The organism is Catellatospora sp. KI3, from assembly GCF_029948125.1.
In the GTDB taxonomy this organism is placed as follows: domain Bacteria; phylum Actinomycetota; class Actinomycetes; order Mycobacteriales; family Micromonosporaceae; genus Catellatospora.
The window spans coordinates 349,211-361,908 of the sequence record NZ_JASAMB010000001.1 but is presented as its reverse complement, the minus strand read 5'-3'; the positions used below and the strand labels follow the sequence as shown (position 1 = coordinate 361,908).

Sequence of the window (12,698 nt, the reverse complement as noted above, 5' to 3'; positions counted from 1 at the left end):
CTACCAGTGAGATTGTTCACCGGATCAAGTTACTGAACGTTCACTTAGCATCGGCGTATGGAACCTCGCCTCGCCGATCGGGACCGTCCCTGGGTCATGCGCACGTACGCCGGGCACTCCAGCGCCGCGGCGACGAACGCCCTGTTCCGGCGGAATCTGGCCAAGGGCCAGACCGGGCTGTCGGTCGCCTTCGACCTGCCCACGCAGACCGGGTACGACGCCGACCACGAGCTCGCCGCCGGCGAGGTCGGCCGGGTCGGCGTGCCGGTGGCGCACCTCGGCGACGCCCGCGCCCTGTTCGACGGCATCGACCTGGGCGCGGCGAACACCAGCATGACCATCAACGCCACCGCGATGTGGCTGCTCGCGCTGTACGTCACCGTCGCGCGGGAGCAGGGCGCCGACCCGTCCCGGCTGGCGGGCACCACCCAGAACGACATCATCAAGGAGTACCTGTCGCGCGGGACGTACATCTTCCCGCCCGGCCCGTCGCTGCGGCTGACCACCGACGTCGTCGCGTGGACGGTCGTGCACGCGCCCGCCTGGAACCCCGTCAACATCTGCTCGTACCACCTGCAGGAGGCCGGGGCCACGCCCGTGCAGGAGGTCGGCTTCGCGCTGGCCACCGCGGTCGGGCTGCTCGACCGGGTCCGCGACGGCGGACAGGTGCCGGCCGAGCGGCTCGGCGACGTGGTGCAGCGGATCTCGTTCTTCGTCAACTCCGGCGTGCGCTTCGTCGAGGAGATGGCGAAGATGCGCGCGTTCACCCGGCTCTGGGACGAGATCACCCGCGACCGGTACGGCGTCACCGACCCGAAGCAGCGGCGGCTGCGGTACGGCGTACAGGTCAACTCGCTCGGGCTCACCGAGTCGCAGCCCGAGAACAACGTGGCCCGCATCGTGCTGGAGATGCTGGGCGTCACCCTCTCCCGGGACGCGCGCGCCCGCGCGGTGCAGCTGCCCGCCTGGAACGAGGCGCTGGGCCTGCCCCGCCCCTGGGACCAGCAGTGGTCCCTGCGCCTGCAGCAGGTCCTCGCGTACGAGTCCGACCTGCTGGAGTACCCCGACCTGTTCGCCGGGTCGCACGTGGTCGAAGCGCTCGTCGACGAGATCGTCACCGGCGCGCGCCGCGAGCTGGAGCAGATCCTCGACCTCGGCGGGCCGGTGGCGGCGGTGGAGTCCGGCTACCTCAAGAGCGCGCTGGTCTCCTCGCTGGTCGACCGGCGCCGCCGGGTGGAGTCGGGGCAGGACGTGGTCGTCGGCGTCAACCGGTACACCGAGACCGAGCCGTCGCCGCTGACCGCCGCCGGGGCGCAGGCCGTCGAGCAGGTCGACCCGGCCGTCGAGCAGGCGGTCGTCGCCTCGGTGCGGCAGTGGCGCGAGCAGCGCGACGCCCCGGCCGCCGCCGCGGCCCTGGACCGGCTGCGCGCCGACGCCGCCGGTGGAGCCAACCTGATGGACGCCACGCTGGCCTGCGTGCGGGCCGGGGTCACCACGGGCGAGTGGGCGGGCGTGCTGCGCGAGGTGTTCGGCGAGTACCGGGCGCCCACCGGCCTGGCCGGGGTCTCCGGCGGGGCGGACGCGGACCTGGCCCGGGTGCGCGAGCGGGTGCGTGCCACGGCCCGGGAGCTGGGGCGCGAACGGCTGCGGCTGCTCGTCGGCAAGCCCGGCCTGGACGGGCACTCCAACGGCGCCGAGCAGATCGCGGTACGCGCCCGCGACGCCGGGTTCGAGGTCGTCTACCAGGGCATCCGGCTGACTCCGGCGCAGATCGTCGCTGCGGCGGTCCAGGAGGACGTCGACCTGGTGGGCCTGTCGGTCCTTTCCGGCTCCCACCTCAACGCGGTCCCCGCCGTCCTGCGCGGCCTGCGCGAAGCGGGCCTGCCCGACCTTCCCGTCGTCGTCGGCGGCATCATCCCCGACGAGGACGCGGTCACCCTCCTGGAGTCAGGCGTAGCCCGGGTCTTCACCCCCAAGCACTTCGCCCTCACCGACATCATGGACGAACTGGTCACCGTAGTCCGCGCCGCCCACCTCCCCACCCCCACCCTGCCGCGTTGATCATGAACTTATGGCACGGCTCGACGGTGTGTCTTGTGCACGACTTCCTGATCATCTCGGCGGGGTGACTCTCCGGCGTCTACCAAAGGCGGGCGGCCGCGCGGCGCGCAAGTCGATCAGGAACCTGTGCACGCGACACGCCGTCGAGCCGTGCCATAGGTTCATGATCGACGGGGTGCTGTCGGGGTCAGGGGAGGTGGGTGAGGGTTAGGAGGGCGGTGGTGAGCATGCCGGACAGGGCGATGAGGGCGGTGGCGCCGGGGTCGAGGCGGGTGCCCCAGTAGCGGTCGGCGAGGTCGCGGGCGGGGATGAGGCCGGCCAGGGGGGCGGCCAGGATCAGGAGCCAGGCGGTCACGAAGCCGAGCGGGCCGAGGGTCTGCAGGGTGAGGCCGAGTAGGGTCACGGCGGCTGAGCAGAGGGCGCCCACCGCGAACAGCAGCGGCAGGACCAGCGGCGGGAGCGGTTCGCCGCCCCGGCGGGCCCGGTCGATGCGGGCGGCGGCCGCCTCCAGCAGCGCGATCGGGTCGAGGACCGCGCCCTCGTGCGTGCCGGGGGCGGGGACCGGTGCGGGGGTCGGGCCGAGGCGGCGGCCGCGGCGGCCGCGTACCTCCTTGAGCTCGTCCCACAGGGCACCGGCGGCCAGGTCCGTCTGGGCCATCACCTTCTGCGCGTGCGCGGCGCGGGCCCCGGCGGCGACCACGGCGTCCTCGGCGGCGGCCAGGTCGTGCTCGACCGTGGCGACCCCGTCGGCGTGCGACTGGTTGGCGGCGGCCAGCGCCGTCTCGTGCCGGCGCGAGGCGGCGACCAGGTCGGCGATGAGGGCGCGGTAGCGGGCCGCGGGGGTGGAGGTCACGGCGCCACCTCGTACGGGATGACGAGCTGCGGCCGCTGGTGCACGGCCCGGTCGAAGTGCAGCGCCCGGCCGGTGCGCGGGGCCCACGCCGGACCGCCCGCCTGCGGGTACAGCGGGGACAGTTCGGGGCCGTGCACGTCGAGGGCGACCCAGGCGCCGATGGTGTCGAAGCGGGCGCCGACGCCGCCGAGGTCGTCTCGCAGCCGCGCCACGGTGCGCCACCAGCCCAGCAGGTGGGTACGCCGCTCCGGCCCCCGCGACAGCACAGTGCGCAGCAATTCGTGCCCGCTGGGCAGGCCGGGCCCCGGTTTGGCGGCCAACCGGTCGTGCACCGCGTCCAGGGCGAAGCCGAACACGTAGTGCGGGGTCTCGTCGGTGTCGGCGGCCGCCGCGCGCAGCAGGGCGAGCACGTCGTCGTCGGCGTACCAGTCGCAGCGGTGGCGGGCCGCGACCAGCGCGTGCAGCGACTTCGCGGCGGTGGTGGCGTCGTCGTCCAGGCACAGCAGGCTGAACCGGGCCGTGCCCGGGGCGTGCTGCCCGGCCAGCGCGTGCCCGGCGGCGAGCAGGACCGCGCAGGCCTCCTCGACGCGGGTGCCGAGCACGGCCAGGTTGCGCCCTGGCGCCCGGTTGAGCCGCAGCGTGGCGGGCCGCCCGGTGACGTCGATGGTCTCGCCGAGCAGCGCCACCGCGCCCAGCCGGGCCAGCAGCTCCGGGTCGGGGGTGGGCGGCAGCAGCGGGAACAGCGGGCGGGCGTCGCCGTCGAACAGCCGGGGCGGCTCGCTGCCGGGGGTACGGGCCAGCCACAGCTGCTCCTGCAGGCTGAGCCAGGTGCCCCGGTCGCCCGCGTCGGGCAGCCGGACCACGGTGTTGGCCGACGGCACGCCCGAGTCGGCGTTGACCACCGCGTGGCAGCGGGGGATCAGCTCGGCGGCCAGGTTCACGTCGGACAGGATCCGGCGCGCCTTCGGCAGCGCGATACGCAGCGTGAACTGCGAGACCAGCCCGGAGCGGCCCCACAGCGCCTCGATGCCGGAGACGTCCTGGCTGGCCAGTACCAGGTGGATGCCCTGCGAGCGGCCGCGCCGGGCCAGGTCCTCCAGCAGGTTCACCGCCTCGGTGGTGACCGCGTCGCGGGCCCCGAGCAGCACCTGGAACTCGTCGATGACGGCGACGATGCGCGGCCAGCTGCCGGTCGGGTCCTCGGCGCGCAGCTCGGCCAGCTTGGTGGCGTCGTGCGCCTTGGCGGCGGCGGCGCGCCGCTTGAGCTCGTCGGCCAGGTGCCGCAGCAGGGCCAGGCCGAACTCGCGGTCGGCGTTGACGTTGACGCCGACCAGGCGTACGTGCGGCAGCCAGCTGGGGTCGCGGGTGCCCGGGGCGAACCGGGCGAACGACACGCCCTCCTTGAAGTCGAGCAGGTACAGCGCCAGCTCGTCGGGGGAGTAGCGGGTGGTCAGCGCGGCCAGCCAGCAGTAGAGCAGGTTGGTCTTGCCGGACCCGGACGGGCCGCCGATCAGCGCGTGCGGCGGGTCGTCGCCGAGCACCAGTTCGACCAGGCGGCCGTCGGTGCCCTCGCCGATCGGGGCGCGCAGCGCCTCGGCCGAGGACTGCTGCCACGGCTGCTCGGGCAGCAGCGCGGCGAACGGCACCGGCGGCGGCCCGGCCGTGGCCTGCTCGGCCAGCGCCCGGCAGACGCCGGTGAGCAGGGTCGCGTTGGGCGGCGGGTCGAGCTGCACCGGGATCTCGCCGGTCAGGCTGGTCCGGGCGGTACCGGCGCCGATCGTGATCGATTCGACGCCGGTGTCGGCGGCCGGCTCGAACCCCCGGGTGATCAGGTGTACGCCCGCCGCGACGCCGGTCCGGGCCACCCGGTCCAGCTGCGCCCGCTCGGACCGGCTCAGCTCGGCCCCGTTCGGGTCGGCCAGCAGCACCGCCACCCGCCACGGCTCGGGGCGGCGGCCGGTCTCGGCGGCCAGCTCGGCCACGCTCAGGTAGACCCCGCCGAGCACGTTCTCGTTGATGCGGCGGATCTGCTCGGCGAGGTCGTCGAGCAGCGGGGCGAGGCCGCCCGGCCCCAGGTAAGTGATCATCCCGCCCGCCGCGAGCGGGGCCAGTCCGGCCAGGGCGCCGCCGAGCTGGCCCGGGTCGTACACGGTGACCCGCAGGGACCCGGCGGGGACGCTGGCCAGGGCGCGCAGCAGCAGCGCGCCGATCAGCCCGTCGACGGTGGCGGCGGCGTCGCCGGACAGGCTCAGGTGCGCCGCGTCCAGCAGCGGCACCAGCGCGGGCGGCGCGTCCGGCCCCGGCTCGTGGCCGAGCACGCCGATGCGCAGCAGCCCCGGGGCGAAGCCGCTCTGCTGATCCGGTTTGGCCCCGGGGCGCCAGGCCGACCAGAGGCTGCCGGCGGCGCCCGGCGCGGCGGCCTCGGCCAGCTCGCGCAGCGTGCCGGTGAGCTTGCCGGTCTCGCGCTGCCAGCGGGTCTGCGCCTCGGTGCGGGCGCGGTCCCGGGCGTCCTGCAGCTCCTGACGCCGCCGGGGCGCCGACCGGCGGACGGCTTCGAGCTGCTCGGTGGCGGCGATGCGGGCGGTGACCGTGGCTGCCTGCGCGGCGCGCGCGGCGTGGCGGGCGGCCGCGAGTTCCCGGCGTACGGCCGCGACGATCCCGCGGCCGCCCTGCCGGGAGTCGGCGGGGCGGGGCGCGGGATCGGCGGGCAGCGGCGGCTCAGCCACCGGTGCGGCGCTTGGGGGGCTGCGTGGGCCGCCCCAACTCGTCGACGGCCGAGCGTCGGCGGCCGCTGTCGGTGATGCGCAGCGCGGCCCGGTGCGCCTCGGCCCGCTCGGTGGCCCGCTGCTGGGCGGCCCCGGCGGCGGCCCGCTCGGCCTCGATGATCTCGTTGAGCGCGTCGGCGTCGCGGCCGGTGGCCCGTAGCATCGCGGCGACCAGCAGCGCGGCGGCGGTCGCCGCGTCGACCGGGTGCGTCGGCGTACGGTCGGCGGGCCGGTGCGTACGCGCGTGGCAGATCCGGGCCACGATCTCCTCGGCCGCCTCGGCGGGCAGCTGCGGCAGCAGCTCGGTGCCCAGCGGCAGCGCGGCGCGGCGCACCCGGGCCAGGTCCTCCAGCCGGGGCGGGTAACCGACCAGCTCTGCGGCGAGGTGGCGGATCAGCGGCGGTGCGATCGCGGCCAGGCCCAGCCCGACGGCGGGCCCGGCGGCGGCCAGGTGGCGGTGCAGGCGGCGGCGGTCGCCGTCGTGCGCCGCGCGGGCGCAGCGGCGCAGCAGCTCGGCGGTGGACTGGGCGGCGTCGGCGCGGTCCCCGGCCAGCGTGTCGACGGCGAAGGACTCGCCGGTCACGGCGGCGATGCGCTCGCCCCACCAGTCGGACAGGCCGCAGTCGGCGGCCGCCCGCGCGGCTTCGCCCCGGCCGGCCTGCACCGGCACGGCGGCGGTCCAGCCGTCGTCGGTACGCCGCTGGGCGTCGATGGGCATGCCCAGGACCAGCGCGTACTCGTCGAGGGAGTCCTGGGCCACGCGCAGCGCGGCGGCGGCGTGCTCCAGGCGCTCGACAGCGCGGCTGAGGTCGGGCACCGCGACGGGCGCCGCGCTGTGGTGCAGCACCCAGGCGAGCAGCCCGGACGCGGTACGCAGCCGCTCGGTCGCCCCGGCCACCTGCGGCAGCGGCAGCTCCTCGCGGGCGAGGCGGAGCTGGTCGGCCAGATCTTCGACGAGACTCATGCCCTGCGCCTCACAGCGTCGCGACGTAGGACTCGGCCTGCTCGACCGCGCGCAGCGTCGCGGTCAGGCATTCCTCGAGTTCGGTGGCGGCCTGGGCCAGTGCCGCCTGGGCGGCGGTGACGGCTTCGTGGCCGGAGCCCTCGACCGCGGTGGCGAGGCTGAGCTGCGCCTCACCGAGCCGGTCGTTGGCCGAGCGCACCGCGTCCTGGCCTTCCTGCACATGCAGCATGGCGGCATCGATGGCGGCTTTGACCTCGGCGACGCTGGCCACGGCACCTCCACGGGGGATCAGATGGAATGAACCTCCGAGAGTATGCCGTTTTACGGTGTTTGTTTGCTTTTCGCCACGCCTGGGAACGGCTGTTACTTTCGCGACAGCACCCGGGCCGCCGCTCGCCGCTCCCGGCGTTCCCGGCGTTTGCGCGCGGCCACCACCGCCAGCAGGATCAGCAGCCCCACGCCCAGGATGACCAGGAACGGGATGATGATGGCGACCAGGGACAGGCCGATGCTCGCGGTGTCCTCGATGGTCGACACCACCGGTGCGGCCACCCCCACCGTGGCCAGGTTCAGCGCGGGTCGCGCGGCCGCCTTCGTGCCGTGCACGGTCAGCGAGATCAGCACCCCGATGACGATCGGGATCCACATCTTCTGCGTGAACAGGTCGGCCGGGTTCGACACCGTCACCGTCTCGGAGCCGGAGCCGGCGGCGAAGGCCATACCCCCCGCCGTCGGTCTGACGAAGGTCTGCACCACGTCGTTGACGCTGTCCACCGCGGGGATCTTGTCCGCCACGAACTCGATCGCCAGCAGCACGGCCAGGATCAACAGCACCCAGCCGTTGCCCAGCCACTGCCAGGGCCCCGGCAGCGTGATCAGATTGGTGTATCGGGCCAGCAGGCCGACGACCATCAGCGGGATGTACGCATTGAGCCCCGCCGCGGTCGCCAGGCCGGTACCGGTCAACAGTTCGAGCACGGTCCAAGCATGGCACCTTCCAGCCACCACCGCCTTTCGAGCGCAGGACCGGCCATCGCCTAGGCTGGTTCGGTGCGCCTAGTCATCGCCCGCTGCACCGTCGACTACGTCGGCCGGCTGTCAGCCCACCTCCCGTCTGCCAAGCGCCTGCTCATCGTCAAGGCCGACGGTTCGGTGTCCATCCACGCCGACGACCGGGCCTACAAGCCGCTGAACTGGATGAGCCCGCCCTGCAGGCTCGAAGAGGCCCCGGGCGTGTGGCGGGTGGTGAACAAGGCGGGCGAGGAGCTGCGGATCACCCTGGAGGAGGTCTTCGAGGACACCTCGCACGAGCTGGGCGTCGACCCCGGCCTGCAGAAGGACGGCGTCGAGGCGCACCTGCAGGAGCTGCTGGCGGCCAACCCGCACACCTTCGGCGAGGGGTACTCGCTGGTCCGGCGCGAGTACATGACCGCGATCGGGCCGGTCGACCTGCTGTGCCGGGACGCCTCCGGCGCGCACGTCGCGGTCGAGGTGAAGCGGCGCGGCGAGATCGACGGCGTGGAGCAGCTGACCCGGTACCTGGAGCTGCTCAACCGCGACCCGCTGCTGGCGCCGGTCGCGGGCGTCTTCGCCGCGCAGGAGATCAAGCCGCAGGCCCGCGTCCTGGCCACCGACCGCGGCATCCGCTGCGTCGTGGTCAACTACGACCGCCTCCGCGGCATCGAACGCGACGAACTGACCCTCTTCTAGCGCGCCGCCGCAGCGCGCCGCCGCGCGAAGCGTTCGTGCAGTTTCGGGGAAACTGCACGAAACCGGGCCAAGATTCCTGCACTTTCCCCGAAACTGCAGCCGCCGCGGCCCGGTCGGGCGCGGCGGCGGCGGCAAGGCGGGGCGGGGCGGGTCAGCGGGAGCGGCCGTGGAGGAACTTCACGGCGGCCATGGCCAGCTTCATTCCGGCCGGGGTACGGCGGAAGGTGAGCAGGGCCGGGGTGCTCGGCATGCGGCGCTTGGCGATGGACTTGGCGCGGGCGAACTCCTTGAGCCCGTCGTGGCCGTGGATGCGGCCGAAGCCGGACTGGCCCACCCCGCCGAACGGCAGCTCCGGCAGCACCGCGAACGCGAACGCCGAGTTCACCGCCGTCATGCCGGTGCGCAGCCGGGCCGCGATGGCCATGCCCTGGCCTTTCGAGAAGACCGACGAGCCCAGCCCGTACGCGGAGTCGTTGGCCAGGGTCACCGCCTCGTCGTTGCTGGCCACCTTGGTCACCACGATGGTCGGGCCGAACGTCTCCTCCCGTACCGCCGCCGAGTCGTGCGGCACGTCGACCAGGATCGTGGGCCGCACGTACGCGCCGCGCACCGAGTCGGGGCCGCCCAGCAGGGCGCGGCCGCCGTCGGCGAGCGCGGAGTCGATGTGGCGGGCGATGATGTCGCGCTGGCCCGGCATGGTGATCGGGCCGACCTGGGTGTCGGTGTCGATCCGCTCGGTCTCGGCGACGAGCTTGGCGACGAAGTCGTCGTAGACCTTGGCGTGCACGTACGCCCGCTCTATGCCGACGCAGGCCTGGCCCGCGTTGAAGTTGGCGCCCCAGGCGGCGGTCTCGGCCGCCTTGGCCACGTCCGCGTCGTCGGCCACGATCATGGCGTCCTTGCCGCCGCACTCGATCAGCACCGGGGTCAGCGACTCGGCGCACGCGGCCATCACCTTCGCGCCGGTCGGGCCGGAGCCGGTGAAGGCGAGCTTGTCCACGCCCGAGCGGCACAGCGCCGCGCCGACCTCGCCGCCGCCGTGCACGATCTGCAGCACCGGGTGCTCCGGCACGACCTCGTTGAAGGCGTCGACGTAGAACTGGCCGATGGCCGGGGTGTACTCACTGGGCTTGAAGACCACCGCGTTGCCCGCCGCGAGCGCGTACGCGATCGAGCCGAACGGGGTGAAGATCGGGAAGTTCCACGGGCCGATTACCCCGATCACGCCGTACGGCTGGTACTCCAGGTAACCGGCGTACTCCAGCTGCATCAGCGAGCCCGGCACCCGGCGGCGGCCCAGCACCTTGCGGGCCTGCTTGGCGGCCCAGGCGGCGTGGTCCACGGCGCTGACGATCTCCAGCAGCGCCTCGTCGACGGGCTTGCCGCCCTCGCGGTGCATCAGCTCGGCCAGCGACTGCATCCGCTGCACCAGCAGGCTGCGCCAGCGCAGCAGGCGGCGGCGGCGCTCGCGCCAGCTCAGCTGCGCCCACCAGTCGCTCGCCGCGCGGGCCCGCGCGACGGCCGCCTTGACGTCGGCGGCGCTGGAGACGGGCAGGCGCGCCACCTCCTCGCCGGTGGCCGGGTTGGTGGAGATCAGCTCGCCCGCGCTGACGACACTGGCACCGGGCTGCGGCTGGGAAGTCGTGGTCACGCGCGCAGTCTAGAACTACCGGTGAGTAATCCGAAACATCCTCAGGCTTTTAAGTGCTCGGCGATCAGGTGGGCGGCGACGGCGGCGGGGTCGGGCAGCTCATCGTTGTCATACAGGTCCTGGAACCGCTGCCGGCCGGCGAAGTCGGCGCCCCGGATCGCCTCCTGCATGCCGGTGGCCATCACGCCCGGGTTCACGCTGACGACGCTCACCCTCGGGTCGTCCGCGTGCTGCGCCGCCACGTGGGCGAAGAACTCCTCGCCGCCGCGCTTGGTCGCCGAGTACGCCGACCAGCCGTCGATGACCCGGTGGGCCGCGCCGGAGGAGACGAACATGATCCGCACTTGGCGGGCCCGCGGCGGCAGGGCCGCCAGCAGCGTGTTCGTCAGCAGTACGGGGGCGGTCAGGTTCACCGTGACGGCGGCCAGCAGCTCGTCGGCGGGCAGGGTGCCGACCGCGCCGATCGGGCCCACCACGGCCGCGTTGTGGATCAGGACGATCTCGTCCGCGTCGGTGATCAACTCACCCAGCTCGGGGGCGGTCGGCAGGGTGGACGGCTCGGCCAGCTCGCAGTGGCGCAGGATCAGCTTCGGCCCGGCGAGCATGCGCTGGTTGTCGGTGAACGTCCGGCCCAGCGCCAGCACGGTCGTATCCGGCTCGGCCAGCAGCTGGTTCAGCAGGGCCTCGCCCAGCCCCCGGGACACCCCGGTGATGACGACATAACGCATCCCGCCAGCCTATGCCGCTCAGCGCATGAGCAGTTCAGCCGGATCGAACCGAGCATCGAACGGCGAATTGATCTCGAAGGTCTGCCCGGCGTGCGCGATCCGCACGGACCGGTATGCGCCGTCCTTGAGTTCGAACAACTCAACCGAGGCGCGCTCGCGGTCCTCGTCGAGGTCCACGGTCAGGTACCACGGGATTCCGGCGGCGGCGCACTTGGCGGGCTTGTCGATCCGGTCTCGGCGACGGCTCTCGGGCGAGACGAACTCAGCGACCAGCACGGCGTGCTCAGACGGCACCCACGTGCCCCGCACCGGCCCGTCGAGCACAGTGATGTCCGGCTGGATCCACCGGTCGGGCTGACCGAGTACCAGTGTCAGCGACCCACACAGGTATAAGCCCCTCGACCTGGCAGAGTCCATCATCGCCGATCCGAGAGCGGCGGAACCATGGGATCGCGCCACGCCCCCGTGCGGGGTGAGGAACAGCCGTCCATCCCAGCACTCGTATTTAGCCAGCGGAACGCCTGCGATCGGGAGATGCCGAGCCGCGAGATCCACGGTCCACATGCCGTCCAGATCGGTCAGTGGATCAAACATTCCGTACGTCGCTTGCATTCCTTCTCCTGCCTGGCACATGTCTGCGGCGGGGTGCAGAGCGAGTCGGTCCGCGTCGTCGGCCGATGTTGCCGGGCAGTCGGGGGTTTGAAGGGGTTTCGTAGCCCCGACTGCCCGGCAAGTCGGATGGGCCTACTCGTACTCCGTACCACCCTTGCGGGTCAGGTATGCCGTCGAGACGAGCTTGCCGATGGTGCGACCGGCCGTGACCGGACTGTAGCGCTCGGTCGCCGGTCTGACCACCAAGCCTTCCCGAATGTTGGCACCGGTGCCCGAGACCGTCTCGACGCCCTCGGCGAGTTCGGCGAGTTTCGCCTCGTCGTAGGGGCCGCGGTAGAGCACCGGCACCGCCGGTACGTCGTGGGCGGCGGTGAACGCGGCGACCTCGTCGGGGGTCAGCCAGCGGATCTCGCCGTCGACGTCGACCGCGACGTCGAAGACGGCGTAGCCGGGGCGGGTGCTCGCCTGCACGCCGTAGCCCAGGTCCTGCACGCCCCTGCCGTACACCTCGCCGAAGACGCCGACCCGCGCGGCGCCGAGGTCGGCGGCGACGGCCGCGGCGAGCCGGGGCAGGTCGTAGGCCCGGATGGCGCGCCAGTAGAGGTTGCCGTCGGCCTCCTTGATCGCCAGCCGCTGCTTGCCGAAGCCCTTCGACGACGCGAACACCGTGCCCGTGGCGGCCACCAGCGTCATCAGGCAGGCCGAGCCGTGGATCTTCTCGGTGGCGACGACCGGCTCGCCCGGCGTGAACATGGCCGGGTAGCGGCGGATGTTCTCGACGTCGAGCCACGGCAGCAGGTCCTCGGCCGGGTGCATGTCCCCGGCCAGGTGCACGGGGATAGGCGGCACCCACTTGGTCACGCCGAGCACCTCGGCGAAGTCGGTGCCGGCGGCCGCGGCCGCGGCCAGGTCGAGGTCGGCCAGGGCCTTCGGGCGGCAGACGATGCCCTGGGAGAGCTCGCCGCGCAGCCGTACCGCGGTGATGCGGTCCTTGTTCGCTCCGGCCAGGCGTCCGGTGAGGCCCAGCTCGGCGATGAGCGGCTCGGGCAGCACCGAGCCTTCGGGCAGGTAGACGGCGTGGTCGCCGGTGCGGAAGGCGTCCTTGGCCACGACGGCGCGCAGGCGTCCGACCTCGGCGAGTTCGAGTGCGTCGGCGTTGGGGTGCGGATGGATCACCAGCCGCTCGGCGACGACCTTGAGGATTGACATGCCCAGAATGGTCGCGGGACGCCTGCGGCGCGGCAATCGCATTTATCGACGCCCAGTGGCTTTGTTCACGCCCGGGACACGATGTGGCGGACGGACGGCCGTGGCAGACTCCGCAGTAACCTTAGCGGTCGTTCGGGAGGACTGG

General features: G+C 73.3%; 11 protein-coding genes. 2 read left to right on the top strand and 9 right to left on the bottom strand.

Features of this window, described 5'->3' with window-relative positions; all coding sequences use genetic code 11:
• The first annotated feature begins 57 nt into the window (after positions 1-57).
• The gene (locus QEZ54_RS01635) at positions 58-2,061 is read left to right on the top strand and encodes a protein meaA (RefSeq protein ID WP_281302626.1); all 2,004 of its coding nucleotides are present in this window, start codon (positions 58-60) and stop codon (positions 2,059-2,061) included.
• Positions 2,062-2,248: 187 nt separating this feature from the next.
• Here QEZ54_RS01635 and QEZ54_RS01630 read toward each other — a convergent pair whose 3' ends face one another.
• From QEZ54_RS01630 to QEZ54_RS01610, 5 genes are all read right to left on the bottom strand, one after another.
• Positions 2,249-2,914 (bottom strand): hypothetical protein, encoded by a 666-nt coding sequence (locus QEZ54_RS01630; protein ID WP_281302625.1) that lies wholly within the window; start codon positions 2,912-2,914, stop codon positions 2,249-2,251.
• A complete protein-coding gene (locus tag QEZ54_RS01625; protein ID WP_281302624.1) occupies positions 2,911-5,640 on the bottom strand; it encodes an FtsK/SpoIIIE domain-containing protein in 2,730 nt (909 codons plus the stop codon). The genes QEZ54_RS01630 and QEZ54_RS01625 overlap by 4 nt, the downstream gene beginning before the upstream one ends.
• On the bottom strand, positions 5,633-6,643 hold the full coding sequence (locus QEZ54_RS01620) for a hypothetical protein (protein ID WP_281302623.1): 1,011 nt from the start codon (positions 6,641-6,643) through the stop codon (positions 5,633-5,635). The genes QEZ54_RS01625 and QEZ54_RS01620 overlap by 8 nt, the downstream gene beginning before the upstream one ends.
• Before the next feature lie 10 nt (positions 6,644-6,653).
• Positions 6,654-6,914: a hypothetical protein gene (locus QEZ54_RS01615; protein ID WP_217394109.1), complete on the bottom strand. Its 261-nt coding sequence runs from the start codon at positions 6,912-6,914 to the stop codon at positions 6,654-6,656.
• Between the two features lie 92 nt (positions 6,915-7,006).
• Positions 7,007-7,621, bottom strand: a complete 615-nt coding sequence (locus tag QEZ54_RS01610; RefSeq protein ID WP_281302622.1) for a DUF4126 domain-containing protein — start codon at positions 7,619-7,621, stop codon at positions 7,007-7,009.
• A 72-nt stretch (positions 7,622-7,693) separates the two neighbouring features.
• Here QEZ54_RS01610 and nucS point away from each other — a divergent pair, with 72 nt between their 5' ends.
• The gene (nucS, locus tag QEZ54_RS01605) at positions 7,694-8,353 is read left to right on the top strand and encodes an endonuclease NucS (protein WP_281302621.1); all 660 of its coding nucleotides are present in this window, start codon (positions 7,694-7,696) and stop codon (positions 8,351-8,353) included.
• Positions 8,354-8,504: 151 nt separating this feature from the next.
• Here nucS and QEZ54_RS01600 read toward each other — a convergent pair whose 3' ends face one another.
• The 4 genes from QEZ54_RS01600 to QEZ54_RS01585 form a co-directional block, all read right to left on the bottom strand.
• Entirely contained in the window at positions 8,505-10,004 is a 1,500-nt protein-coding gene (locus QEZ54_RS01600) for an aldehyde dehydrogenase family protein (RefSeq protein ID WP_281302620.1), read from the bottom strand.
• Positions 10,005-10,045: 41 nt separating this feature from the next.
• Positions 10,046-10,732 (bottom strand): SDR family NAD(P)-dependent oxidoreductase, encoded by a 687-nt coding sequence (locus QEZ54_RS01595; protein ID WP_281302619.1) that lies wholly within the window; start codon positions 10,730-10,732, stop codon positions 10,046-10,048.
• Between the two features lie 18 nt (positions 10,733-10,750).
• On the bottom strand, positions 10,751-11,344 hold the full coding sequence (locus tag QEZ54_RS01590; RefSeq protein ID WP_281302618.1) for a Uma2 family endonuclease: 594 nt from the start codon (positions 11,342-11,344) through the stop codon (positions 10,751-10,753).
• 132 nt (positions 11,345-11,476) lie between these two features.
• A complete protein-coding gene (locus tag QEZ54_RS01585) occupies positions 11,477-12,553 on the bottom strand; it encodes an RNA ligase (ATP) (RefSeq protein ID WP_281302617.1) in 1,077 nt (358 codons plus the stop codon).
• Between the last annotated feature and the right edge of the window lie 145 nt (positions 12,554-12,698).